The following is a 25,211-nucleotide window of genomic DNA, read 5'->3' as shown; positions in this document are numbered from 1 at the left end:
GCAGCCTAACCCTTATCTCCCATGCAGAAAAGCTGCAAGGAGATGAGATATGGCGAACGGGCTCGATGATGTGGTGGCGGCGGAGACCGTGCTCTCCGATGTCGATGGCCTTGGCGGCCGCCTGACGATCCGCGGTCATTCGCTGCCGGAATTGGCGGGACGCTGGCGCTATGCGCAAGTGGTTCGCCTGTTGCTCGACGGCTTCTTCGACGGCCTTCCCGGCGATGCCGAACTGGCAGCGAGGCTGGGCAAGGCTCGCGTCGAGGTGTTCGAGCGGCTTGCGCCCTCGCTGCCGCTGCTCGAACCGCTTGAGATCTATGGCGCCATGCGCGCCGGCATGGCGCTGCTGCCGGATGGCGAGGCACTGACGGACGCCTTGCGGCTGATCGCGGCGCCCGCCGTGCTGACGCCGGCTCTGCTGCGGCTGGCGCGCGGCGAGCAGCCGACCGCACCTGACGCGAAGGCCGATCATGCCGCCGACATGCTGAGGATGCTCGAGGGATCCGTCCCGTCGCCGGCGCTGGCAAGGGCACTCGACACCTATCTGGTGACCGTCTGCGATCACGGCCTCAACGCCTCGACCTTCGCCACCCGCGTCGTCGCATCGACGCTGGCCGGTCTGACATCGTCGGTGCTGGCCGGGCTCGGCGCGCTCAAGGGCCCCCTGCACGGCGGCGCGCCCGGCCCGGTGATCGAGATGCTCGATGCAATCGAGGCGCATGGCGACGCGGCCAGCTGGCTTCGTGGCGAGATCCAAGATGGCGAGCGCATCATGGGCTTCGGCCACCGTATCTACCGCGTGCGCGATCCGCGCGCCGATGTGCTGAAAGCCGTCGTGCGGCAGCTCTGCAGCGAAGGCGAAGCCGGCCGCCGGCTGGCCTTCGCCGAACAGGTCGAGCAGACGGCGCTCGAAGTGCTGCGGATCGCCAAGCCGCAGCGCTCGCTGCAGACCAATGTCGAGTTCTACACAGCGCTTGTCCTTGAGGCGGCTGGCTTTCCGCCACAGGCGTTCAGCAATGTCTTTGCCGCCGGACGTGTCGCCGGCTGGATCGCGCATGCGCGCGAACAGCAGACGACCGGGCGGCTGATCCGGCCACAGTCGCGCTATGTCGGGCCGGTGCCGGACCTCGTGGCCTGAGGTTCCAAGTTCAGATTGTTGCGAAGAGGACCCCACCCTAGCTTGCCGGGGCGAGCCACGGGTCTCGCCCGTCCTTCGGACCCCCACAAGGGGGAGGGCAGCTGGCGCGCGCCGCCGAAACGTCGGTGGTTTACTGAGATCAGCGTCTACCAAGTCTCCCTCCCCCTTGTGGGGAGGGATCAAGGGTGGAGGTATTCGTAGGGCGAAGACCTCGGCGTGGAGGACCACTCCCCATGACCAAAATTTCATGTGATCACGCGACCGTGTTCGTGTTCTTGCCTTGGTCATCCCTTATATGCTGCACTGCAATATAAGTCCGCTGCCGTCGAACCCGCCCGATTTCCGGGCGGAATGAGGCAGCAGCGACCAAACCGAACAGGAACGCCATGACCAAAAACGGCAAGGCGGAGGAAACGAAGAAGATCAACATCGCGCTGCAGGGCGGCGGCTCGCACGGGGCTTTCTCCTGGGGTGTACTCGACCGGCTGCTGGAGGATGGCAGGCTCGACATTTCAGCCGTGTCCGGCACCAGCGCCGGCGCGATGAATGCGGTGGCGCTGGCCGATGGTTTTGTGCGCGGCGGCGTCGAGGGTGCACGGCAAAAGCTCGACGACTTCTGGCGCGCGGTGGCGGCCAAGGGCCGCTTCAGCCCGGTGCAGCGCATGCCGTGGGACGTCGCCTGGGGCAACTGGTCGATCGAGAACACGCCCGGCTATTTCTTCTTCGACACCATGTCCCGAGTGTTTTCGCCCTATGTCGCCAATCCGCTGGGCTTGAACCCGCTGCGCGACGTGGTCGAGCAGGAGATCGATTTCAAAAATGTTCACGCCTGCAAGTCGATGGAGCTGTTCATTTCGGCGACCAATGTCGAGACCGGCCAGCTGCGCGTCTTTTCCGATGGCGAGATCGACCTCGACACGGTGATGGCCTCGGCCTGCCTGCCGCAATTGTTCCGCGCCGTCGAGATCAAGGGCGTGCCCTATTGGGATGGCGGCTATGGCGGCAATCCGGCGCTGTTCCCGTTCTTCAAGACGGCGGCGACCGAGGATGTGCTTTTGGTGCAGATCAATCCGGTGGTGCGCGAAGGCACGCCGAGAAGCGCCAACGAAATCCAGAACCGCATCGACGAGATCACCTTCAATGCCGGGCTGCTGAACGAATTCCGCTCGATCGCCTTCGTCAAGGAGCTGATCGCCGCCGGCCGGCTGCCGCGTGGCGAATACCGCGACATCCGCATGCACCGCATCGATGCCGACGAGGCGTTCAAGGATCTGTCGGCGTCGTCCAAGGTCAACGCCGAATGGGCTTTTTTGACCTATTTGCGCGACCTTGGCCGCATAGCGGCGAGCGACTGGCTGGAGGAGAATTACGACGCCGTCGGCAAGCGGCCGACGCTCGATCTTTCCGGCGAACTCGATGACGGCTTCAAACCGGTGCGCGGGCCGGCACCGGGACGGCGGGTGAAGGAATTCCTCGCCGCCCGCAAGAAGCCGGAGGCGGAACGCCGGCGGGCCTGAGTCCGCCCGGATCGATCAAGACGATCAGCGAAGTGTTCGGCAAATCGGAGTAGCGCCGATGACTTTCCGTCCCGGAACAACCGTTGCGTGTGACGGTATACAAAATCATACTGACGCCTGCTGCCATTCACTGAGTGGCTACGCAGGTCGCGCCCACATTTGAGCGTCAAAAACTAGTGCAGGCACAGGAGAATGTCAGTGCTCAAAACGCCTTGAAAACAAAGCGCCTCCAACACCCGTATGGTTCCGAGACTGTGGTTCTGTCGCCTGGCGGGGCGCTGACAAAACCGTTTCCCATTGGCCACACTACATCGCCTGGCACAATGTTCCTGCAACTTTTCGACTGTATTGTGATGCAACTTTGATGTAGAAGCGCGGCTTCGCCGTTCACGGCAAATTGAACACGGCCTGGCGCGCACCCATATCGGCGACGCGCCCGAGTTGGAAGACACGGTAGCTGTTAGACGACGGACACCCTGTTGGATAACGACTTGGCCGAACCCCGCAGTGGAAAAACAATGATGCCGAAGATCAGGTTTCACAAGCTTGCCGCTATTGTCGTGCTCATCGGCTTCGCCGGCTGGATGGGAACAGGCGCGTTCTCGTCCGTCGGCAGCGCCGCTGTCGAAGGTGCTGGCAAGGCAGGCGATCAGGCCAAGCCGGGCGATCAGGCCAAGGCACCGGATGCAACCAAGACCGCCGAGGCCGAACCGAAGGCGCCGCTGCGCACCGTCGCGGTGGTGACGCCGCCGCGCAAGACCTATGCCCGCGCCATCCGCATTTCCGGGCTGACCGAGGCCGACAAGCGCGCCGTGCTGGCGACGCGTGTCGCCGGCGTCATCGAAAAGCTGCCGGTCAAGCAGGGCGATCACGTCAAGACCGGCGATCTGGTGCTGATGCTTGCGGCGGAAGAAAAGATCTCGATGGTCGACAATGCCAAGCAGCTCGTCGTGCAGCGCCAGGCTGAACTCGACGCATCGCTGCGGCTGATGAAGACCGGCAATCTGCCCAAGCTGCAGCTCGACACGGCGCGTTCGAACCTGACCGCTGCGCAGTCGCAGCTGGAAACGGCGCAGGCCGAACTCGACCGCAATCTAGTCAAGGCGCCCTTCGACGGCGTCATCGACCGGGTGCCGGTGGAGCTCGGCAGTTCCATCATGCAGGGCGGCGAGGTGGCAACCATCCTCAAGCTCGATCCGGTGATTGCGCGCGGCGAAGTCAGCGAACGCGACCTCGGCTATCTCAAGCTCGGCGACAAGGCTGCTGTGCGGCTGGTCAGCGGCCAGACCGTCGAAGGCACGGTGCGCTACATCAGCCGCGACGCCTCGTCGGCGACCCGCACCTTCCGCGTCGAGATTGCCGTGCCCAATGCCGATGGCTCCGTGCCGGCGGGCATGACGGCCGAGATTTCGCTCAGCGCGCAGCCGACCGACGCCGTCATGCTGCCGCGCTCCGTGGTGACGCTGGGCGACAAGGGCGACCTTGGCATCCGTGCCGTCGACAAGGACAACAAGGTGGTGTTCTTCCCGATCGACCTCGTCGACGACTCGCCGAAGGGCCTGGTGCTTGGCGGCATTCCAGCCGATGCCCGCGTCATCGTCGCCGGCCAGGAACTCGTCAAGGAAGGCGACGTCGTCAAGCCGGTCGAGGCCGACCAGGCGACCATCCAGAAGCTGTTGGGCGAAGCGACAACGCAGTAGCGCCGGAGCGGCCCCGGCCGGGGACAGCCGGGGCGGGGACAACCGGCCGCAATGCGGCTCCTGAAATCTTGAGAACAGGCCATGGATATCGTCAAACTCGCGATCAACAATGCCCGGCTGACCATTGCGGTGCTGGTCTTCCTGCTGCTGGCGGGCTGGGTCGCCTATCAGTCGACGCCGAAGGAAGCGGAACCCGACGTTCCGATTCCGATGATGTATGTCAGCCTGATCTATCAGGGCATTTCGCCTGAGGATTCCGAGCGCCTTCTGCTGCGGCCGATGGAAAGCAAGCTGAAGAGCCTCAAGGGCCTCAAGGAAATGCGCTCGGCCGCCTTCCAGGGCGGCGGCTATGTGCTGGTCGAGTTCCAGCCGCAGACCAACCTGGCGACAGCACTTCAGGACACGCGCTCCAAGGTGCAGGACGGCAAGGCCGACCTGCCGCAGGCGGCCGAAGAACCCGTCGTCACCGAGGTCAACATCTCCGAATTCCCGGTGCTGGTGGTGACGCTGTCGGGCGAATTGCCCGAGCGCGTGCTGACGGCTGCCGCGCGCGAATTGCGCGACCGCATCGAAGAAGTGCCTGGCGTTCTCGAAGGCTCGCTGCAGGGCGCGCGCGACGATCTTGTCGAGGTCGTCATCGACCCGATGAAGCTGTCGTCCTACGGCCTGCAGCTCGACCAGCTGATCGGCGCCGTCGGCGCCTCCAACAGCCTGGTCGCAGCCGGTAACATCGAGGGGTCGGAAGGCAAATACGCGGTCAAGGTGCCGTCGCTGATCGAGACACCCGAGGATGTCGCGTCCTTGCCGGTGGTTGCCGGACCCAATGCCGTCGTCCAGGCCAAGGACATCGCGACGGTGCGCTCGACCTTCGCCGATGCCGAGACCATCACCCGCCTCAACGGCAAGCCGGCCATCGCCATCGAAGTCAAGAAGCGCATCGGCGCCAATCTGATCGACACGCTGGCCAAGGTGCGGGAAGTGTCCGACGCCTATGTCAAGACCATGCCGGAAGGCATGAACATCACCTACACGCAGGACAAGTCCGTCTTCGTCAACCAGCTGCTGGGCGACCTGCAGAACCACGTGATGATCGCCGTCATCCTGGTGTTCATCGTCATCCTCTATGCACTGTCGGGACGCGCCTCGCTGCTGATCGGGCTTGCCATTCCGTCATCCTTCCTGATCGGCATCCTGCTGCTTGCGATGATGGGCTACACGATCAACATGATCGTGCTGTTCAGCCTTATCCTGGCGGTCGGCATGCTGGTCGACGACGCCATCATCGTCACCGAATTCGCCGAAAGGCGCATGGGCGAAGGCATGCCGAAGGCGGAAGCCTTCACGCTGGCCGCCAAGCGCATGGCCGGCCCGGTCATCGCCGCGACGATGACGCGCATCGCGGCGTTTTCGCCGCTGCTGTTCTGGCCCGGCATCATCGGCGACTTCATGAAATACATGCCGATCACGCTGATCGTCACGCTGTCGGCCTCGATGCTTTATGCGCTGGTGTTCGCGCCGACGCTGGGCGCGCTCTTCGCCAAGGCGCCGGAGCATCACGAGGAACAAAATCGCGACGGCTGGTACATGGCGCTGGTCAAGCAGGCGGTGCGCTTCCCCATTACTGTGCTGGTGCTCACCGCCGTCTTGCTGACCGGCGTCGGCTTCGCCTATTCGAAGTATGGCGCCGGCGTCGAGTTCTTCCCCAGCGTCGAGCCCGATTACGGCCTGCTCTATGTGCATGCCCGCGGCAATCTCTCGCTGGCCGAAATGGATACGGCGACCAAGATCGCCGAAAACCGGCTGCTCGGCTGGCCTGGCGTCAAATCGGTCTACACCCGCGTCGGCAAGACGCAAGGCGGAGGCCAGGATGTGCCGGAAGATGTCGTCGGCGTCATCCAGTACGAATTCATCGACTGGCGCGAGCGCAAATCGGCGAACAATATCCTGGATGAGCTGCGCACCGTCATGGCCGGCATTCCCGGCGTCGATGTCGAAGTGCGCGTGCCGGAGGCCGGTCCTCCGACGGGCAAGGCGGTCCAGCTCCGGCTTTCGGCCATCGATCCAAAAGGGCTCGACGACCAGGCCCGTGCGGTCGCGGCGCGCATCGCCAAGGTGCCCGGCGTCATCGACGTTTCCGACGGCCTGCCGCCGCCCGGCGTCGACTGGGCGCTCGAGGTCGACCGCGCCAAGGCGGCGCAGTACGGCATCAGCCCGACCGCGGTCGGCACCGTGGTGCAGTTGGTGACCAATGGCTTGAAGCTCTCGGAATATAGGCCCGCCGGCGCCGACGACGCCGTCGACATCAGGCTGCGCCTGCCCGAAGACCGGCGCACGCTGTCGACGCTCGACGAGCTCCGGGTGCAGACCGCGCAAGGCTCGGTGCCGATCTCGAACTTCGTCGTGCGCAAGCCGGAGCCGACGGTCGGCATCCTCAACCGCATCGACGGCGCCCGCACCGTGGTCGTCCAGGCCAACGTCGCCGCCGGCACGCAGGTCGCGGCGGTGCAGGCGGAGGTGACCAAGGCGGTCACCGACATGAAGCTCGACAACGGCATACGCTGGAAGCTCGCGGGGTCGAACGAGGACAGCGCCGAAGCCAGCGCCTTCCTCGGCAAGGCCTTCGGCGCGGCGATCTTCCTGATCTTCCTGGTGCTGTTGATGCAGTTCAACAAGTTCACCAGCGTGCTTCTGGTGCTGTCCTGCGTGGTCATGGCGACGATCGGCGTGTTCCTCGGGCTGCTGCTGACAGGCGAAGCCTTCGGCATCGTCATGTCGGGCATCGGCGTCATCGCGCTGGCCGGCGTGGTGGTGAACAACAACATCGTCTTGATCGACACCTATGACCGGCTGCGCGAAGAAGGCTGGGACAAGATGGAAGCGGTGCTGCAGACCTGCCGCGAGCGCGCCCGCCCGGTGGTGCTGACGGCGGTCTCGGCCATTCTCGGCGTGCTGCCGATCGCCTTTGGTCTTGGGTTGGAAATCTTCCATCACGAGACGACGATCAACGCGCCGTCGACGCAATGGTGGATTTCGCTGTCCTCGGCAATCGTCTTCGGCCTGTCCTTCGCCACCCTGCTGACGCTGGTGGTGACGCCGTCCATGCTGATGATCTTCACGCGCAGCAAGAACAGCCGCTTCTACGCCTTCTTCCGCAGAATTTTCGGCCGCGACAAGAAGCCCGATGCGCCTGTGGGGCCGAGACCGGGTCCACTCGACGAACCGGCAATCGCCTTCCCGAAAGCCGCGGAATAGGCCAGCTTTCCCCAGGCAGACAAAAGGCCGTCCGGAACAACCGGGCGGCCTTTTGCATTGTCCCCTCGCATCTGAAGAGCAAAGCGAGGGACTCTTATGACCGTCAGCACCATTCTCATCATAGTTCTGATCCTGATCCTGATCGGCGCCGTACCGGCCTGGCCGCATTCGCGCTCCTGGGGCTATGGGCCGTCCGGAATAGCCGGCGCTGTGCTGGTGGTGCTGCTGATCCTGGTGCTGATGGGCAGGGTTTGATCGGGGCAAGAGACCTCTGCGATCAGCGTTTCCTCGCCCGATGAAGTGCTGGCAATAGGCATACGGCGGCGCCCGCCCCCACTCCGGCCGCTGCGCGGCCACCTCTCCCCCATGTCCAAGGGGGAGAGGAAATACCAAGCTTTTCAAGGCCGCAACCTCGGCGATTAGCATTTCCTCTCCCCCCGAATGTGGGGGTAGAGGTGGCTCGGCGAAGCCGAGACGGAGTGGGGGAGCTCCATATGCGATTGGCCCGAAATCGAGATGACGAGCACACGCTGTGCCCCCCTTGGCCACCCCGCCCGCTTGCGTATACGCTGCCCGCACCACAATCACCGAGGGAGCCATCAAGGTGAACACCGCCAGCCCGCCCAGGCCGCTCGCCGAGATCGCCAGCTATCACGCCCACATCTACTATGACGGGCAAGCCGAACGGCAGCAGGCCGAATGGCTGCGCCTGCGCATCGGCGAACGCTTCCGCGTGCGCCTGGGCAACTGGCGCGACGAGCCGGTCGGCCCGCACGAACAGGCCATGTACCAGGTCTCCTTCGCCACCGAGATCTTCGCCACGCTGGTCCCCTGGCTGATGCTTAACCATGGCGGCCTGAGCATCCTCATCCACCCCAACACCACCAACCCCAAGCGCGACCATCTGGTCGATCCGATCTGGATCGGGCGGCCGCTGGGGGTGCATGGCGAGGTGCTGGGCGAGGAGGACGAGGCGGAAGAAGCGCTGGAGGTCAATACCGAGCCGACGCTGGGGGCGTAGGGAGGCGTTCTGCAAAGTAGAGACTTGGCCTTGGAGACGCGTTCGCCAGTAGCCTAGCTCAGGCATGCATGACAGGCCGCTTTGCGCCTCAAGCCGTATCCTATGCCTTCATCATTGCTTCGTCGAAGGTGCCGAACCAGCGCGGGGCCGTTGGAGCGATGGACCGTCAATTGATGGCAAGGGAGAGTTCTCCTTGGTCGCCGGTACGCCGAGGCGGGGTCGCCGAATAGGCAAAGATTGCAATAGAGGAGGCAGCCGGCACTCGTTCCCGCAGGGTCGGGCGCACCCGTTCGGACGGAGCAACTGGCGCTCCGCACGAGGGACAGGGCAACTCACTGGTGACTGGGTGCGTGCCTGACGAAGCTGTTCGTTTCGGCTGAGATAAATGCTCTCACTTACGGAACATCGCAGGTTCGTCGAAGTTGGAAAGCTACGGAGGACGTGCACATGAACAGTGTAATCTATCTTATCGGCCTTATCGTCGTCGTGCTCGCGGTCCTCTCCTTCCTCGGTTTTCACTAGGTGGCCTCATGCAGCATGAGAAGGATCAGGGCGGACAGCCCACCGAATTCGACAAGGCGAAAAGCGACGTCTCCGAAAGACTTCGCCACGAAAATGAGCGTGCCAGCGAGTTGCTTCACGACGCGCGGGACGAGGTGACCCGTAAGGCTGGCGACTATGCATCTGAAGCCACGCAGGTCATCTCCGACAAGGCGGAGGAGGCGCAGCGCGACATCGGATCGAGCTTGGCGGCGTTGGGTGGTGCACTGCGAGCGGCCAGCGATCACCTTGCCAGCAACGATGAAAGGAACGCATCGAAGTTCGCTTTGGATGCTGCCAGTGGCCTTGAGCGGCTTTCATCGTCCTTGAAACAGAAGCCCTTTAGCCAAGTCCTTGATGACGTGCAGTCCTTCGGCCGGCAAAATCCCGGTGTCCTGCTTGCGGGATCGGTGTTGGCAGGATTGGCTCTCGGGCGGTTCATCAAGGCTTCTCCGCCGGCAACGCCCGATTCTGAGGCCGCTCCGGGAGGCCTCAGATCACACACCGATCAGCCACAGGGTTGGTCCGCTGATCGTCCACAAGATTTTGGCGTGGTCGGCGATGATGGGGCCACGCAGATCGCGGAGCAGGACAGATGAACAACCAGGACAATCCCAGCCTTGCCGGGCTAGTCACCGATTTGGCCCAGAATGTCACCACTCTGGTGCAAACCGAGGCGAGGCTGTTTCGGGCCGAGCTCTCTGAAAAGCTTACCAAAGCCGGAGCAGGTGCCGCGGAAGTGCTGGGCGGCGCGATTTGCCTGCTCGCCGCGCTCTTGGTGTTGCTGCAGGCGCTCATTATCGCACTGACGCGGGCAGGGCTTGGCGCGGGGTGGTCTTCCCTGCTGGTCGGTGTGGTCGTGGCGGTCCTCGGCGTCATCCTGCTGCGGACCGGGACGGCCAGCATGGCGCCTTCGGAACTTACCCCCGACCGGACCCAGGGACAGCTCAAGCGCGACGCGAGCGCGATTAAGGAACAGGTGAGATGAACGAGAAATCCGCAGCCGAACTTGAACGCGAGGCCGAGGCTGCTCGCGCTCGGGTGATGGAGACCGCCGAATCCATTCGAGGCAAGATGACGCCTGGACAATTGCTGGATGAGTTCACCGGGCTGTTCTCGGGAGGGGAGAGCGCGGCCATGCTCAGCAATCTCAGAACGCAGGTCCGAGACAATCCTTTGCCGGTCACCATGGTGGGCGCAGGTCTGGCCTGGCTGATGTTCGGCAGCGGTACCTCAAACACCGCCCACCGTTCGGCTGGCTATCCATTGCCTTCAGCGCCGGGACGACATGATGTAGCAGGGGAGCGCGGCGGCTTGGGCGGCACGCTCTCCGACGCCGCGGAATCGCTCTCCTCGAGCGCTGCCAGCGTCGGCGACACCATATCGAGCACCGCAAGAGCCGCTGCGGCGGGTCTGACGGGAAGCGCTGCCAATGCAAGCTCGACGACTGGGGACATGGCGGCGAAAGCCAGCCGCTCCGCGCAAGATCTGTTGGAGGATCAACCCTTGGCCGTAGCGGCCGTCGGTCTCGCCATCGGCGCCGCTATAGGTGCAATGCTGCCCCATACCGCAACGGAGGACGAGCAACTAGGCGCCTATGGCGACAAGCTTCGCGATTCCGCCGAAACTTTGCTCGACAGGGGCCTCGATGAGGCCAAGCAGGTCGCCGCCGACGCCTATGAGACCATCAAGCAGGAAGCTGGCCGGCAAGATATGGAAGCAGACACGATAGCCGATCAGCTCGGCGAGATCGTGAAGTCCACAGCAGACAAGACCGAGCATGCCGTGCGCGAACGAATTTCCGATACGTCTCAGCGCCAAACCTAGCTTGATGATCCTGGATCAACGATAGCCGGCCTCTCCAGAAAGGGGCCGGTGTTGTCCGTCAAACGGTGACCCGCTCGAGTCACTTCAGAGCCGTGCGCGGACTGATGTCCCTTGCCGATAGCAATCCAGCGGATCAGGTTCTCTGGATTGTTGGCCAACCCGCCGCCGATAAGACGCGGTCAGCAAAACTGGCATCTAGGCGAGGACCGACATTGCACTTGAAGTTCGCAGACCGAGGATGCCGGTCCGCTCTGGGACGTAGGGCGACACCCCACTTCACCCCCCAGCCAGCCGCGGCAGCAGAAAAATCTCCGCCCCCGGCGGCAGTTCCTTCGACCACGTATCGCGATAGATCGTCCCGTCGATGGCCACCGCAATGCCCTTCTCGATCCAGGGCTCGATGCCGGGATACTGTTCAGCCAGTTTCCTGAACAGCTCCCTTATGTCCTTGGCCTCGACCTCGACCTTGCTCTGGCCGCCGGCGAGCTGGCCCAGCGCGCCCCAGAGCGTCACTTCGACCATTAGGGCAAGAACCTCATTTTTGCCCTAGCCTCCCCGTTCCGCCTCGATCGCGGCGAGAATCCGTGGCGGCGACATCGGGATGTGGGTCATGCGCACGCCGGCGGCGTTGGAGACGGCGTTCGCGATCGCCGCCAGCGGCGGCACGATCGAGGTTTCGCCGACGCCGCGCACGCCATAGGGGTGGTTGGGGTTGGGGATCTCGAGGATCTGCGTGTCGATCATCGGCAGGTCGGAGCAGACCGGGATGCGGTAGTCGAGGAAGCCGGCGTTCTGGAGACGCCCATCCTTGCCGTAGATGTATTCCTCGTTGAGCGCCCAGCCGATGCCTTGCGCGGCACCGCCCTGGTACTGACCCTCGACATAGGTCGGGTGCACCGCCTTGCCGGCATCCTGGATCACCGTGTAGCGGATCACCCTGGTCGAGCCGGTATCGGGGTCGACCTCGATGTCGCATATATGGGTGGCGAAGGAGACGCCGGCGCCGTCGGCGACGAGCTCGCTGTGGCCGGCGATCGGCCCGCCGGTCTTGCCGGACGCGGCGGCGATCTCCTTCAGCGACAGGGCTGCAAGATTGCCGTATTTTTCGCCCTTGGCCATGGCGTGGCCGTTTTCCCAGACCACGTCGTCGACGGGGATGTCCCACGTCTGGGCGGCGCGCTCACGCAGGATCTTGATCGCGTTGCGGGCGGCCGAGATGGTCGCCATCGAGGACGAGAAGGTGCCCCTGCTGCCGTCGGTCATGTCGTTGTAGCCAAGCGAGGATGTGTCGGCGACCACCGCCTTGAGCTGGGCATAGTCGATGCCGAGCTCCTCCGCCGCCACCAGCGACAGCGACGCGCGCGAACCGCCAACGTCCACCGTGCCGACAGCCAGCGACACCGAGCCGTCCATGCCGATGTTCAGGTCCACGCAGGTCTGGCCACCGAAGTTGAACCAGAAGCCGCAAGCCATGCCGCGGCCCTGGTTCTTGCCGAGCGGCGCCTTCATGTGCGGATGTGTCTTCGCCGCTTCCAGCGTCGGGCCGATGCCGATCGGGCCGTAGACCGGACCGTAGGACGAGCGGGTGCCTTCCTGCGCGGCGTTCTTGATCCGGAACTCGACCGGATCGATGCCGAGCTCCTTGGCCAGCTCGTCGACGGCACTTTCCACCGCGAAAGCCGCCATCGGTGCGGAGGGCGCGCGGTAGGCCGCGGTCTTCGGCCGGTTGACCAGCACTTCGAAGCCGACCGTCTTGACGTTGTCGAGCTTGTAGCAGGCGAATGCCGTCATGGCGCCGATCTCGGCCCATGTGCCGGCATAGGGACCGCTGGTGTAGCGCAGCGTCGCTTCGGCGGCAGTGATGGTGCCGTCTTTGCGAGCGCCGATCTTCACGTCGATCGAGGTGGCGCTGGTCGGGCCTGAGGCGCGGAACACCTCGTCGCGAGTCATCACCAGCTTCACCGGCCGTCCTGCCTTGCGCGACAGAGCGAGTGCCACCGGCTCGGCCCAGACATGGGTCTTGCCGCCGAAGCCGCCGCCGATCTCCGAGGAGGTGACGCGCAGCTTCGAGGCTTCCAGCCCGAGCAGTTGCGCACAATGCTGGCGGTAGACGAAATGGCCCTGCGTGCAGACCCAGAGGTCGGCGGTGCCGTCGGACGAGACGCTCGCAACGCAGGCGTGCGGCTCGATATAGCCCTGATGCGTCTGTTCGGTCTTGAAGGAGCGCTCGACGATGACATCGGCGTGCCCAAAGCCCTGATGGACATCGCCATGGCCGAACTGGCTGCGCTTGGTGACGTTGGACGGCTTTACCGGCTTTTCCTCGAGACCCTCGGTGAAGATCGTGTCGTTGATCAACGGCGCGGTGTGCTTCATCGCCTCGTCGACATCGGTCACATGCGGCAACAGCTCGTATTCGACCTCGATGAGCTTCAGCGCCTGCCTGGCCGTGCGGGCATCGACGGCGGCGACCGCGGCCACGGCGTGGCCGTCATAGAGCGCCTTGCCGCGCGCCATGCAATTGTCGAGGACGTCGTACATGGCGGCATCGCCATCGGTGAGATCGGGCAGGTCGGCGGCGGTGATCACCGCTTTCACGCCGGCCAGCTTTTCCGCTTTCGAAGTGTCGATCTTGAGGATCCTGGCATGCGCATGCGGGCTGCGCAGGACACGCCCGACCAGCTGTCCCGCCATGTTGAAGTCGGCGCCGTAACGGGCGCGTCCGGTCACCTTGTCGACGCCGTCGGGACGGATAGGCCGCGTGCCGACGGAGGAGAATTTGCGGCCCGAAAAGCGTGGATCGAAGTTCATGCGTGCGCTCCCTTCATCACATTGGCCGCATCCTGGACCGCGCGCACGATCTTGTCGTAGCCGGTGCAGCGGCAGAGGTTGCCGGCGAGGCCGAAGCGGATTTCTTCCTCGGTAGGATCGGGGTTCTTGGCCAGAAGATCCTTGGCCGCGATGAGGAAGCCCGGCGTGCAGATGCCGCATTGCAGGGCCGCATGCTCGAGGAATTTCTGCTGCAGCGGATGCAACTGATCGCCATGCGCCATGCCCTCGACGGTTTCGATATGCCGGCCTTCGGCTTCAGCGCCGAGCACCAGGCACGAGCAGACCAGCCGATTGTCGAGAATGATCGAGCAGGCGCCGCAGTCGCCCGTGCCGCAGCCTTCCTTGGCGCCGGTCAGCCCGAGCCGGTCGCGCAGGACGTCGAGCAACGTCTCGTCGGGCTGGCAAAGGTATTCGACGTGATCGCCGTTGATTGTCGTTGAAACTGCTACACCGGCCATCATTTGCCTCCTGCGCGTGCGTAGGCGGTCGTCGCGGCCCGTCCGGCCAGCACGCCCGCAACTTTTCGTCTGAACTCGATGGTACCGCGCTTGTCGTCGATGGGGCGGCAGGCCCCAGCGCAGATCTTGGCGAGCCGCTCAAGTGCCGCCTCATCCAGCTTCCTGCCGATGAGAGCCTCGGCTGCTTCTTCCACCAGAAGCACGGTCGGGGCCGCGGCGCCCAGCGCGACGCGGGCGGCTGTTATGACGCCATGCTCGTCGAGCGTCAGGTTCACGCCGGCGCTGACCACCGCGATGTCCATCTCGGTGCGCGGGATGAATCTGAGGTAGGCGTCGCCCGAACGCGGCGCGCGCTTGTCGAGCAGGATCGCCTCGACGATCTCACCCTTGGTGAGCGAGGTCTTGCCAGGCCCGATCGGCACAGCCTCGACCGGAATGGTGCGCTTGCCCGACGGACCGGCAACCACGGCCTTTGCGGCGGCGGCCACCAAGGCCGGGACGCTGTCGGCGGCCGGCGATGCGTTGCACAGATTGCCAACGATGGTGCAGCGGCCCTGGACCTGTTTAGAGCCGATCAGCTTCGACGCTTCGACGACACCGGGCCAGGCCTTCTTCAGAACCGCGCTCTCGCCCAGGACGGCGCAGGGGACGGTGGCGCCGATGCTGAAGCCGTCGGCCGTCTCCCTGATCTCGCTCAAGCCCTCGATCGCCTTGATATCGACGATCAGGTCGGGATCGACAAACCCGCCCTTCATCCGAACGAGGAGGTCACTGCCTCCAGCGAGAATGGCTGATGTGCCGGAAGCGTCGGCCAGCAGGCCAACGGCGTCTTCGATTGAAAGCGGACGTATGTAACGCATCGTCTCCCCTTGGTGATGGTGATCTCGCCGACCGTTATAAACAGTCTCCTCATAATGACCATCCGGTTGCTGATTTCCAGCGATTGGGCCAGCACCGCGAGAGAGATTTTTGTCTAAAGTCTTTGTTTTGATGCATGTCGTTGTCCCAGAACCGCGCACACTTCTGGGCGACATGCATTTAAGCGGCGTCTTTTGCATTGTCGAGGCTGATGCCGATGTCCTTCAATGCCTCGGCCACGGCCTCGTCCAGCGGCGTGTGCGGGACTTCGCCGATGATGCTTGCCAGCCGGTCGGACACGAGCCGGTGCGGTTCGAAGCGCAGATAGGACATCGAGACGATCTCGCGCCACATCGCCACGAACGGGCTGCCGGCGCGCAGCACCCACCAAGGCATGAAGGTCAGTTTCAGCGGACGGCCCAGCGCCTTCTCGGCGGCGGCCTTTATGTCCATGTCGGTGACGGCGTGGCCGGGGAAGTTGAGCGCCTCAAAGAAGCCGAGCTTGCCCTGATTGCGCGCCAGGCCGACGAAGCCGATGGCGAAGTCCGGCAAATAGGCCCATTCGTGCACGAGGTTGGCAGGGCCAGGCGCTGTGTAGACGCCCTTGTTCATCTTGGCGGCGACGACGAGGTCGAACCATGAACCGCTGCCCGTGCCGCCGAAGAAATCGCCGGCGCGCAGGATGATGGTGCGGACGCGGCCGGCATCCGCCTCGCGGCGAAACAGCGCTTCCATGGCGCAGCGGATGCGGCCCTTCTCGGTCGTCGGACGAAATGGCGCGTCTTCGGTGACCACCTCAGGCATCGGCGAGCCGTAATTGTAGACAGTGCCGGGGAAAAGATGCAGCGCGCCGTTGGCATGGCAGGCGGCCATGACGTTCTCCGCCATCGGCAGGCATTTGCTCCAGTCGGTGTAGATCGGGTTGAGACCGTTGAAGACGATGTCGACACCCTGCGTGGCGCGGATCAGCGCCTCGCGGTCGAGCGCATCGCCGGCGACGGCGGTGGCGCCCTTGAGTTCGGCTGGGACCTTGCCGCTGCGGGTGACGGCGCGGACGTCGAAACCGGCGTCGATGAAGGCTTTCCCAACCACGCGGCCGAGCCGGCCATTGGCGCCTAGAATTGCGATCTTGGTCATTTTTCTTCTCCGTGTCTGTGTTTGCACGGCGAATATGATGCGTTCATACGCGAATGAAAATTGACTATGGATGCAGATTTGTTATTCATAAATGAATGGAAGACATCGACTGGAACCTGATCAAGAGTTTCGTCACCGTGGCGGAGACCGGCAGCCTGTCGGCCGCAGCGCGCAAACTGTCGGCCAGCCAACCGACGCTCGGGCGTCACATCGGTGAGCTCGAACAGGCGTTGGGCGTCACCTTGTTCCGGCGCGGGCGGCGCGGCTATGCGCTGACGGAAGCAGGCGCCACGCTGTTCGAACGCGGCAAGGCCGTGAGCGAGCAGGCGAGCGCGTTCTCACTATTGGCATTGGGCTCGGTCGAGGCGATCGAAGGCACGGTGCGCATTGCCGCCAGCGAGGTGGTGGCGGCCTATGTGCTGCCGAAGATGACGGCGCGGCTCGGCATCGAGGAGCCCGGCATCGAGGTCGAGATCGTCGCCTCGAACCAGGTCGAGAACCTGCTGCGAAGGGATGCCGACATCGCCATCCGCATGGTCAAGCCGGCGCAGAACGAGCTGACGGCGCGCAAGGTCTGCGATATCAAGCTCTGCTGCTGCGCGGCGAAATCCTATCTCGACCAGCACGGCCGCCCGCTCAAGCCCGCCGATCTTCTCGACCACCCGCTGATCGGCTTCGACCGCAGCGACGAGATGATCCGGGGCTTTACCCAAGCCGGCATCCCCGTCACCCGAAGCAGCTTCCGCTTCAGGGCCGACAACCAGATCGTTCTGTGGGAAGCGCTGCGGGCGGGAAACGGCGTCGGTCTTGGCCAGGAGCCGCTGGCCGACAGCGACCCGTCGCTGGAGAAACTGCTGCCCGGCCTGCCACTGCCCAGCCTGCCGGTGTGGCTGGCCATGCATCGCGACGTGCGCACCAGCGTGCGCATCCGCCGCGTAGCGGATTTCCTCTACGAGGAGCTGAAGCGCTATTCGGCGGGGGCGGCCGCGAATTCGGCGCGGTGAGCGAGCCCGGCCATCAAAAGCACGACGATCAACAGCCCCGACATGGCGACGAAGATCGGCCCGAAGCTGGAATGCTCGGCGACGAAGCCGATCGCCGACGGCGCCACCAATATGCCGGAATAGCCCATGGTGGTGACGACGCTCATGCCGGTGCCCGACGACATGCCTTCCTGGTTGCCGCCGGCCGAGAAGATGATCGGCACCATATTGGCGATGCCGAAGCCGCAGAGAGCAAAAGCCGCGATGGCGATCCAGGGCGAAGGCGACAGGCCGGCGACCAGCATGCCGGCGGCGGCGACCACCGCCGAGCCGCGCAGCGTCGCCACCGCGCCGAAGCGGTTGCGCACGCCGTCGCCGAAAAAGCGCATGACAGCCATGACGCCGGAGAAGGCGGCGTAGGCAAGGCCGGCGATGGCGAGGTCGGCGCCGAGCTCCTGCCGGAGATAAAGCGCTGCCCAGTCGAGCACGGCGCCCTCGGAAATCATCGTCAGCAGCGCCATCAGCCCGACAAGATAGACCAGCGGGTTGGCCGGCAGCGTTAATTTATGATGCTCGGCGACCTGCGGCTTGTCCTCGGCGATGAGGTAGCCGACCGCCACGGCAATGACGGCAAAAGCAATGACCGTGACTACAGCCGCATGGGCGAGGTGGCCGTAAGTCTGGATGGCGTAACCGCCCAGACCGCCGCCGGCGAAACCGCCGAGGCTCCAGAAGCCGTGCGACGACGACATGATGGCGCGGGAGAGCCGGCGCTCGACCACCACCGCATTGGCGTTCATGGCGACATCCATGCCGCCGATCGAGCCGCCGAAGATGATCATGGCGATCGACGCCAGCGGGACGTTGGGCGTCAGCGCCACGACCAGCAGGCCGAGGCTGCCGCACAGGCCGAACCAGCGCAACACGGTGCGCGAGCCATGCCTGGAGATCAGATGGCCGCACCAGCTCATGGCCGCGACCGCGCCGACGCCGAACAGAAGGATCAGCAGGCCGAGGGTGAATTTCGAGATGTCGAGCCGGGTCAGGAACACCGGAATCTGCGGCGCCCAGCTGCCGGTCAGGAAGCCGTTGGCGAGGAAGATCGCTGCTACGGCCCATCGCCCCTGAAGGGCGCTCTGCATGGTGTTTTGCGCGTTCATGGCCCGAATCCGGTCAAAGAATGGCTTTGCGCGGCAAATTAGATCGATTCAATTTCTCGTCAAGCGCTTGGCTGCGAAAAGCTTGTGGGCCACATCTAAGGGGAAACCGTTAGGCAGCGTTCCTTCGCGCCCCCCTCTGTCCTGCCGGACATCTCCCCTACAAGTGGGGAGATTGGCGGCTTCGGCGCCTCGCTTATTCTTGCACCGCTGGCGATTGGCTAGAGCCTGCGTGACGGCCAATCTCCCCCCAAGTGGGGGAGATGTCCGGCAGGACAGAGGGGGGCGCTGTCCCGCCGACGTCAATCCTGTGAACCGCGCGCTACCTCAGTGATCCCTCGGCCGTCTTGCCTCGAACTCCGCTTTCTTGGCGTCCGAAGCCTCGGTCTGGTTCAGCGCCTGCCATTGCGCATAGGGCATGCCGTAGACGATTTCGCGCGACTGATCCTTGCCGAGATCGACGCCCTCAGCCTCGGCCGCTTCGCGATACCAGTTCGACAGGCAGTTGCGGCAGAAGCCGGCGAGGTTCATCAGGTCGATGTTTTGCACATCGCTGCGCTCGCGCAGATGATCGACCAGCCGGCGGAAGGCCGCGGCCTCGAAATCGCGTTTCTGGTCATCGCTGAGTTCGGTCATTGCCTTGGATCCTCACAGCGGCCCGGTGCGCGAGCCGAACATCTTCACCTGATGTATATCGGGACGGCGGTCGATGGCGTCAACGATCGGCGCCAGCCGTTCCGCCCAGGCCAGCGCCCCCTTGCGGTCTGATATCAGGTCCTGGCGGATCTCGATCAGCGCATGGGCAAAGCCGTTGACGATGGCGTGCTTGAACATGGTGTCGCCGCGCAACGCGCCGTCATAGGGTTCATTGTCGCCAACGACGAGGTTTTTATCCTGCGCCAGCATGTCGATCAGCGGCCGCGCCACGCGGTCGTCGAGGTCCCACAATATGCCGACATGCCAAGGGCGGATGAAGCCCTGCATGACAGGGGTGAAGGAGTGTACGGAGAAGATGAACGGCGCTTTGCCTGAGGCGTGCGCCACCGACGCGATCATGGCGCCGACCGCGTCCTGATAAGGCCGGTAGAAGCCGTCGAGCCGCCTTTCGCGTTCGGCCGGTGCCATGGGATAGTTTCCCGGCACGACGGTGCCGTCATAGAGCTGGCGGATCAGCGTCGGGTCGTCCTCGCCGCGATTGGGATCGATCAGCAGCCGCGAAAAATTGGCGATCACCGCCGGCACGTCGAGCGCCGCGGCCAGTTCGCGCGTCACCGTCTCGACACCGATGTCGTAGGCGATATGGCGATCGAGTTCCGCCGCCGGCAGGCCTAGACTGCCATACTCCTCCGGCAGGTCGCGGCGGGCATGGTCGGCGACAAGCACGATGCCTCGCTTGCGGTCGCCTTCGACGATATCGAAAGGCGCGAAAACTGTGGATCGGGTCATTGGCTGGAAAGGTCTGTTCGCTGGCTTCCGGGGAGGGTGGTATCGTCATTCCCACGAAGAGGACTGTTGCGCAATGCCGTTGTTTGGCCACGGTTTCTGCGAAAATCCTGTGACGCGCGGCAGATCGCGTGTCGGGGGCCTTTCTAAATCGATTGGAATTGGACAGAACGGCGCGTTGACATGCGCCCGGACTTTTCCGAAAAGGGGCGTTGAGAGATGCAGATGACGTTATTGAGGGGTTTCGGGATGGGTTCCGCCGGCAGGCCGCGTGCGCGCACCGCCTTTGCCGTGCCGCTCCTGACCCTGACGCTAGGGCTCACCGCGCTGGTCGCGGCTTCGCCTGCCCGCGCCGATTTCCGCGTCTGCAACGCCACGCAGAACCTGGTCGGCGTTGGCATCGGCTACCGCGCCAAGGCAGGCTGGATCACCGAGGGGTGGTGGCACATCGAAGGATCGAGCTGCAAGACGCTGATCGAAGGTCCGCTGTCATCGAGGTTTTACTATCTTTATGCAGAAGACGCCGAGCGCGGCGGGCGCTGGGATGGCCCGATCAACATGTGCGTGGCTGAAAAAGAGTTCAAGATCGCAGGCGTTACCGATTGCGTCGCCCGGGGCTTCCAGCGCGCCGGATTCCAGGAATATGACACGGGCGAGCAGGCAAGCTGGATGGTCCAGCTGACCGATGAGTCCACAACGGGAGGCGCTCCAGCCGCCCCGGGAACAAACAGTCAATGAGACGTAGCCGCAAGGTCAAGATCCTCGCCACCATCGGTCCTGCCTCCTCGTCCGAGGAGATGCTGCAGAAGCTGTTCGAAGCCGGCGCCGATGTCTTCCGCATCAATATGAGCCACACCGATCACGAGCTGATGCGCACGCTGGTCGGCCGCATCCGCGCGGTCGAGGAAAAGGTCGGCCGTCCGATCGGCATCCTGGCCGATTTGCAGGGACCGAAGCTGCGCGTCGGCAAGTTCGCCAACGGCAAGGAGGTTCTGACGCCGGGCCAGACCTTCACCCTCGACAACAATCCCGAGCCCGGCACGTCGACCCGGGTCTACCTGCCGCATCCCGAAATCCTGAGCTCGGTCGAGGCCGGCCACCGTCTGTTGATCGATGACGGCAAGCTGGAGCTCAGGGCGGTGAAGAGCGACGGCAAGTCTATCACCTGCACCGTCGTCGCCGGCACCACCATTTCCGACAAGAAGGGCGTCAGCCTGCCCGACACCGACCTGCCGGTCGGTGCGCTGACCGAAAAGGACCGCAAGGACCTCGATGCGGTGCTGGCGGAAAGCGTCGACTGGGTGGCGCTGTCCTTCGTGCAGCGGCCGGAGGATTTGGCGGAAGCCCGCAAGATCGCGCGCGGCCGGGCACTGATCATGGCCAAGATTGAAAAGCCGCAGGCCGTCGCCCGGCTGGCCGAAATCATCGAACTCTCCGACGCGCTGATGGTCGCCCGCGGCGATCTCGGTGTGGAAATGCCGCTGGAAGCGGTGCCCGGCATCCAGAAGCAGATCACGCGCGCCGCGCGCCGCGCCGGCAAGCCGGTGGTGGTCGCCACGCAGATGCTGGAATCGATGATCACCGCGCCGGTGCCGACCCGCGCCGAGGTGTCCGACGTGTCGATCGCCGTGTTCGAGGGCGCCGACGCAATCATGCTTTCAGCCGAATCCGCTGCCGGCGCCTATCCGGTCGAGGCGGTGGCGATGATGAACCGCATCGCCACCAAGGTCGAAACCGACCCGACCTATGCCGGCATCATCAACGCGCAGCGCTCGGAACCGGAAGCAACCGGCGCCGACGCCATTTCGCTCGCCGCCCGCGAGATTGCGGAGACGCTGAAACTGTCGGCGATCATCACCTATACGGCGTCGGGCACCACGGGCCTGCGCGCCGCGCGCGAGCGGCCGCAAGTGCCGATCATCGCGCTGTCGCCGATCCTCAACACGGCGCGGCGGCTGTCGCTCTTGTGGGGCACGCATTGCGTCGTCTCGCCCGACGCCAGCGACCTCGACGACATGGTCGACCGCGCCTGCCGCATCGCTTTCGAAGAGGGGTTCGGTCAGCCGGGCGACCGCGTCATCATCACGGCGGGCGTGCCGCTGAGGACGCCGGGTTCGACCAACATGCTGCGCATCGCCTATGTCGGGTCGGACGTGCAGGCCACCCGCAACATAGGTTGACAGAGGCTTCAACTCATCACAGTTCGCAGCGCTCTTGCCGCACCTTCGGCGTGATCGATACGCTGAAGGAAGCGGTGTGCGCGAGGAACGGGGTCGTGCAGGTACTGGTCCGGACCCAGCATCTTTCGCCGGTTGAGTTCGACTGTGTCGAGCAGATCGAAATCGACCGTGGCGATCGTGCAGTGCCACCCGGGATTGCGCGACGCCCAGCCCCTCTTGTGGTGTTCCAAAAGCCGCTCGCGGGCTGAATAGCCGTGGTAGTCGAACGCGATCACGCCGTTCGTCGCGTAAATATGGTTCCCGGAAAAGCCCTCGCCAGGAATGATCCGTTCGCCGTAAAAGCCGTCCAGAGGAGGACGCTCGAGAAAGGCGCCGGCAAGAATGGCGCACGCGCCATAGCCGAAGAAGATGCGGTCCGGCAACGCCCATCGCTTCTCCGGGTTTCTCTTGATGCCGTGTTTCAGGACATAAATTGCGATCAGGTCGGGGCCAGTTCCGCGTCGGGCACCGTAATGTCGGGGCACTGTGCATCGTTGTAGGCATCGCCGGCGATGCGTGCTTCCACGGTTTTTGCCATTGCCTGCAGGTCGACGACCTTGCCGGCGACTTTCTCGATCGCGCCGACGACGAGGTCGGAGGCGATCCAATCCGGCTTGTGGCCCAGATTGTGGACCCAGATCAGTTCGGCGCCGGGGATGTCCCTGACCAGGCCGACCGAATGGATCGAGGCATAGACCACCTTGTCGCGGTCGCCCGAGATGACAATCGTCGGCGCTCTGATGTCGCGGTAATGCGGCGCGGCCTTCAACGTATAGTCGTAGAGGCCGGCGACATCGATGGCGTTGGCGCGGAAAGCGCCGGGACGCAGCACCAGCGGAATCGAGGCATTGCCGACATAGCCTTCCGGCACCTTGTTGGGAGAAAACACGCAGGCCGTGGCGCTGTCCATCTGCAGCGTGCCTGCCGGATAGGTCAATGTCTCCGAGAACAGCCAGCCGATGATGGGGGTGGCGGTCAGCTTGTAGTACCAGGCGGTCGCGCCGCCCGGCCAGGGGTGGCTGACCGGCGACAGAAAGACCAGCCCGAGCGTCTTCTCCGGGTGTTCGCGGCCAAAGGCGGCGGTGATCACGCCGCCAAAGGAATGGCCGACCATGATCGCATTGTGGATGCCGAGACGGTCCATCAGTCTGGCGATGGTGTCGGCCTGCGCCGACGGGCTCTCTTTGCCGGGGCCGCGTGCCGACCAGCCGAAGCCCGGCCGGTCGAGGAAGACCATCTCGGCGCGGCCTTCGAGCAAAGGCCTGATCGGCAGCATCTGATCCCTGAGATTGGCGCTGGCGCCGTGGATGAAGACGATGGCCGGCAGCTCGGCATTTTGAGGCGCCGGCACGTGGACATAGTGGATGCGGGTGCCGCCGATGTCGGCAAATTCGCCGGCCGGCGGGTTTCGCCACTCGATCAGCCACGCGCCGGCGCGGGTGACGCCGGCCAGGGCAAAGACGAGCGCGAGGAGCAAAGCACAGGCGGCGTAAATGAGGTTCATGCGCGGAGATACGGGGGTGGAGGGGGATAAGTTCTAGGGAGTAGGGAGTAGGGAGTAGGGAGGTGGCGTCTCGACCAATCTTCTCTACTGACTACTCACTAATCCCTACTGCCTAATCAAATTCCTTCGCCGGCAAGCTCTTCCGAAATTGCCGCGACCTGGTCCTGAGCGCTGCGCATCATCGGATAGATGGTAAGCACCTTCTGCCAGGCTTCGAGCGCCGATTGCTTGTGGCCGGTGGCGGCCATGATCTGGGCCAGGCCCGAAAGCGCGCCGAAATGGCGTGGTTCCAGCTGCAGCGTCTGGTCGATGTCGGACATCGATTTCCCGAAATTCTTCATCATGTAATGGACGGTGGCGCGCCGGTTCCAGCCTTCGGCATATTTTGGCTGCAGGATGACGACCTGGTCGAGGAAGTCGAGGGCGACGTCGAACTTCTGGTCGTCCATCGCCTTTTGCGACCATTGCATCATCAGGTCGATCGAGGCGCTGCCGGACTGGAACCATTCGCCCCAGATGCGCCCGGCGATGCGCTCGGCCGCCTTTTCGTTGCGCTCGCGCTTCAGCTCGGCAAACAGTTGGTCGAGCCTGGCTTCCCTGGTCAGGGCAACCGGCGGCTTTGCCGGCGGATCGTCCGCCGACGCCGGAGCGACGCCGAAAAGAAAGAGGGTGGCCAAAAATGCAAAAAGAATCCGCATCGCCGGAATCTAACCCCGGACGGCGGATCGTCAAACTGAAATTAGCGTGAAAGTGCCTGGAACCAGGCAATTACCATCGTATGGACGGAGGCAACGAGCCTCCGGCCGAACACTCAGCCCTGGCGCGCCTTGTAGCGTGGAGCGGTCTTGTTGATGATGTAGACGCGGCCCTTGCGGCGAACCAGCTGGTTGTCGCGGTGACGCGCCTTCAGCGCCTTGAGCGAATTCTTGATCTTCATGGTCTTGCCCGTCGGTCTGGGCCCTGTCCGGGCCGAATTATTAAGGCGCGCCTGAAAAGCGCGCCTTTGAACTTGCGGTGGCTCATAAACGAGGAGCCTTGCCCGTGTCAACCGCAAGCGTGCTGGATAGAGGCCGAGAATGGCTTTGGCCATCAAATATCCGCCATCTCGGCTCCACGCCATTGCGCGGCCGAAGGCGGGCTGGAATGGTGCGGCACCCGCAAGCCGATTTGGAGACCTCTATGCGCCTGTTGTTTGTGTCCGCGAGCCTTGCCGTTATGGCAGCCGCCTCCATCGCGCAGGCGCAGGAATGCGACCGCAACGACGACAGCCAGCAGATGATGAACATCTGCGCCGGCGAGGACTATCGGGCCGCCGATGCCAAGCTCAACCAGGCCTACAAGGATCTCGTCGGTCGCAACGACGACAAGGGCAGGAAGCTGCTGCAGGTCGCGCAACGCGCCTGGATCGCCTTCCGCGACGCCGAATGCGCCTACACGACGACAGACAGCGAGGGCGGCTCCATCCATCCGATGGAGGTTTCACAATGCCTGACCGAACTGACGGACCAGCGCATCAAACAGCTCACCGCGGGCGCCAATTGTAGGGAAGGCGATGCGAGTTGCGCCAGCCCCGACGAAGACGGGGATCTGAACGACGAGCTGCAATAGGGCTCGAGCCACGCCCT

General features: G+C 64.0%; 25 protein-coding genes. 13 read left to right on the top strand and 12 right to left on the bottom strand.

All coding sequences use genetic code 11. The features are described 5' to 3' along the window. Nucleotides 1-49 precede the first annotated feature (49 nt). The 9 genes from NKK52_RS22470 (at nt 50) to NKK52_RS22430 (ending at nt 10,995) form a co-directional block, all read left to right on the top strand. Nucleotides 50-1,138: a citrate synthase/methylcitrate synthase gene (locus NKK52_RS22470; protein ID WP_027050804.1), complete on the top strand. Its 1,089-nt coding sequence runs from the start codon at nt 50-52 to the stop codon at nt 1,136-1,138. A 386-nt stretch (nt 1,139-1,524) separates the two neighbouring features. Further along, nucleotides 1,525-2,655 (top strand): patatin-like phospholipase family protein, encoded by a 1,131-nt coding sequence (locus NKK52_RS22465; RefSeq protein ID WP_023685822.1) that lies wholly within the window; start codon nt 1,525-1,527, stop codon nt 2,653-2,655. Between the two features lie 521 nt (nt 2,656-3,176). After that, nucleotides 3,177-4,355 carry an efflux RND transporter periplasmic adaptor subunit gene (locus tag NKK52_RS22460; protein ID WP_031204473.1) on the top strand — a complete coding sequence of 393 codons (1,179 nt, stop codon included), beginning with the start codon at nt 3,177-3,179 and terminating at the stop codon, nt 4,353-4,355. 81 nt (nt 4,356-4,436) lie between these two features. Next, a complete protein-coding gene (locus NKK52_RS22455; protein WP_023685824.1) occupies nt 4,437-7,607 on the top strand; it encodes an efflux RND transporter permease subunit in 3,171 nt (1,056 codons plus the stop codon). A gap of 96 nt (nt 7,608-7,703) precedes the next feature. Beyond that, nucleotides 7,704-7,862 carry a DUF3309 family protein gene (locus NKK52_RS22450; RefSeq protein WP_023685825.1) on the top strand — a complete coding sequence of 53 codons (159 nt, stop codon included), beginning with the start codon at nt 7,704-7,706 and terminating at the stop codon, nt 7,860-7,862. Between the two features lie 349 nt (nt 7,863-8,211). Beyond that, entirely contained in the window at nt 8,212-8,628 is a 417-nt protein-coding gene (locus NKK52_RS22445; protein WP_023731819.1) for a DOPA 4,5-dioxygenase family protein, read from the top strand. 530 nt (nt 8,629-9,158) lie between these two features. Further along, nucleotides 9,159-9,767, top strand: a complete 609-nt coding sequence (locus NKK52_RS22440; RefSeq protein WP_352629849.1) for a hypothetical protein — start codon at nt 9,159-9,161, stop codon at nt 9,765-9,767. Then, entirely contained in the window at nt 9,764-10,156 is a 393-nt protein-coding gene (locus tag NKK52_RS22435) for a phage holin family protein (protein WP_023693628.1), read from the top strand. Before NKK52_RS22440 ends, NKK52_RS22435 begins: the two co-directional genes overlap by 4 nt. After that, nucleotides 10,153-10,995 carry a DUF3618 domain-containing protein gene (locus NKK52_RS22430; RefSeq protein ID WP_023752871.1) on the top strand — a complete coding sequence of 281 codons (843 nt, stop codon included), beginning with the start codon at nt 10,153-10,155 and terminating at the stop codon, nt 10,993-10,995. Before NKK52_RS22435 ends, NKK52_RS22430 begins: the two co-directional genes overlap by 4 nt. Nucleotides 10,996-11,271: 276 nt before the next feature. On the opposite strand, the gene NKK52_RS22425 is transcribed toward NKK52_RS22430, so the two are convergent. The 5 genes from NKK52_RS22425 to NKK52_RS22405 form a co-directional block, all read right to left on the bottom strand. Further along, nucleotides 11,272-11,517, bottom strand: a complete 246-nt coding sequence (locus NKK52_RS22425; protein WP_023684042.1) for a MoaD/ThiS family protein — start codon at nt 11,515-11,517, stop codon at nt 11,272-11,274. Nucleotides 11,518-11,541: 24 nt separating this feature from the next. Further along, nucleotides 11,542-13,806, bottom strand: a complete 2,265-nt coding sequence (locus NKK52_RS22420; RefSeq protein ID WP_023684041.1) for a xanthine dehydrogenase family protein molybdopterin-binding subunit — start codon at nt 13,804-13,806, stop codon at nt 11,542-11,544. Further along, entirely contained in the window at nt 13,803-14,285 is a 483-nt protein-coding gene (locus NKK52_RS22415) for a (2Fe-2S)-binding protein (protein ID WP_023684040.1), read from the bottom strand. The genes NKK52_RS22420 and NKK52_RS22415 overlap by 4 nt, the downstream gene beginning before the upstream one ends. Next, a complete protein-coding gene (locus NKK52_RS22410; protein ID WP_023684039.1) occupies nt 14,285-15,145 on the bottom strand; it encodes an FAD binding domain-containing protein in 861 nt (286 codons plus the stop codon). The genes NKK52_RS22415 and NKK52_RS22410 overlap by 1 nt, the downstream gene beginning before the upstream one ends. A gap of 178 nt (nt 15,146-15,323) precedes the next feature. Further along, entirely contained in the window at nt 15,324-16,280 is a 957-nt protein-coding gene (locus tag NKK52_RS22405) for an SDR family oxidoreductase (RefSeq protein ID WP_023684037.1), read from the bottom strand. Nucleotides 16,281-16,375: 95 nt separating this feature from the next. On the opposite strand from NKK52_RS22405, the gene NKK52_RS22400 reads away from it, so the two are divergent. Further along, entirely contained in the window at nt 16,376-17,284 is a 909-nt protein-coding gene (locus tag NKK52_RS22400) for a LysR family transcriptional regulator (protein ID WP_352629844.1), read from the top strand. On the opposite strand, the gene NKK52_RS22395 is transcribed toward NKK52_RS22400, so the two are convergent. The 3 genes from NKK52_RS22395 to NKK52_RS22385 all read right to left on the bottom strand — a co-directional run bounded on the left by NKK52_RS22395 (nt 17,248) and on the right by NKK52_RS22385 (nt 19,866). Further along, nucleotides 17,248-18,423: an MFS transporter gene (locus NKK52_RS22395; protein WP_023684036.1), complete on the bottom strand. Its 1,176-nt coding sequence runs from the start codon at nt 18,421-18,423 to the stop codon at nt 17,248-17,250. The genes NKK52_RS22400 and NKK52_RS22395 overlap by 37 nt on opposite strands. Nucleotides 18,424-18,747: 324 nt before the next feature. Next, nucleotides 18,748-19,056 carry a DUF1244 domain-containing protein gene (locus tag NKK52_RS22390; RefSeq protein ID WP_023673120.1) on the bottom strand — a complete coding sequence of 103 codons (309 nt, stop codon included), beginning with the start codon at nt 19,054-19,056 and terminating at the stop codon, nt 18,748-18,750. A gap of 12 nt (nt 19,057-19,068) precedes the next feature. Next, nucleotides 19,069-19,866 (bottom strand): N-formylglutamate amidohydrolase, encoded by a 798-nt coding sequence (locus tag NKK52_RS22385; protein WP_023684035.1) that lies wholly within the window; start codon nt 19,864-19,866, stop codon nt 19,069-19,071. A 246-nt stretch (nt 19,867-20,112) separates the two neighbouring features. On the opposite strand from NKK52_RS22385, the gene NKK52_RS22380 reads away from it, so the two are divergent. Then, complete coding sequence (locus NKK52_RS22380; RefSeq protein WP_023673118.1) at nt 20,113-20,601, top strand: DUF1036 domain-containing protein; 489 nt, start codon at nt 20,113-20,115, stop codon at nt 20,599-20,601. Next, nucleotides 20,598-22,043, top strand: a complete 1,446-nt coding sequence (gene pyk, locus NKK52_RS22375; RefSeq protein WP_023673117.1) for a pyruvate kinase — start codon at nt 20,598-20,600, stop codon at nt 22,041-22,043. The genes NKK52_RS22380 and pyk overlap by 4 nt, the downstream gene beginning before the upstream one ends. Before the next feature lie 8 nt (nt 22,044-22,051). On the opposite strand, the gene NKK52_RS22370 is transcribed toward pyk, so the two are convergent. The 4 genes from NKK52_RS22370 to ykgO form a co-directional block, all read right to left on the bottom strand. Then, on the bottom strand, nt 22,052-22,516 hold the full coding sequence (locus NKK52_RS22370) for a hypothetical protein (RefSeq protein ID WP_023684034.1): 465 nt from the start codon (nt 22,514-22,516) through the stop codon (nt 22,052-22,054). A gap of 5 nt (nt 22,517-22,521) precedes the next feature. Beyond that, nucleotides 22,522-23,586, bottom strand: coding sequence for an alpha/beta fold hydrolase (locus NKK52_RS22365; RefSeq protein WP_023684033.1), 1,065 nt, complete (start codon nt 23,584-23,586; stop codon nt 22,522-22,524). A 116-nt stretch (nt 23,587-23,702) separates the two neighbouring features. After that, nucleotides 23,703-24,284: a tetratricopeptide repeat protein gene (locus tag NKK52_RS22360; protein ID WP_023684032.1), complete on the bottom strand. Its 582-nt coding sequence runs from the start codon at nt 24,282-24,284 to the stop codon at nt 23,703-23,705. 113 nt (nt 24,285-24,397) lie between these two features. Continuing rightward, nucleotides 24,398-24,523 (bottom strand): type B 50S ribosomal protein L36, encoded by a 126-nt coding sequence (ykgO, locus tag NKK52_RS22355; RefSeq protein ID WP_006327841.1) that lies wholly within the window; start codon nt 24,521-24,523, stop codon nt 24,398-24,400. Nucleotides 24,524-24,765: 242 nt separating this feature from the next. Here ykgO and NKK52_RS22350 point away from each other — a divergent pair, with 242 nt between their 5' ends. After that, the gene (locus NKK52_RS22350) at nt 24,766-25,194 is read left to right on the top strand and encodes a lysozyme inhibitor LprI family protein (RefSeq protein WP_023684031.1); all 429 of its coding nucleotides are present in this window, start codon (nt 24,766-24,768) and stop codon (nt 25,192-25,194) included. The last annotated feature ends 17 nt before the right edge of the window (nt 25,195-25,211 follow it).

It is taken from the genome of Mesorhizobium sp. C277A, assembly GCF_040324395.1.
In the GTDB taxonomy this organism is placed as follows: Bacteria; Pseudomonadota; Alphaproteobacteria; order Rhizobiales; family Rhizobiaceae; genus Mesorhizobium.
Note: the sequence above shows the minus strand (reverse complement) of the source record. Positions and strands in the feature narration are given on the sequence as shown.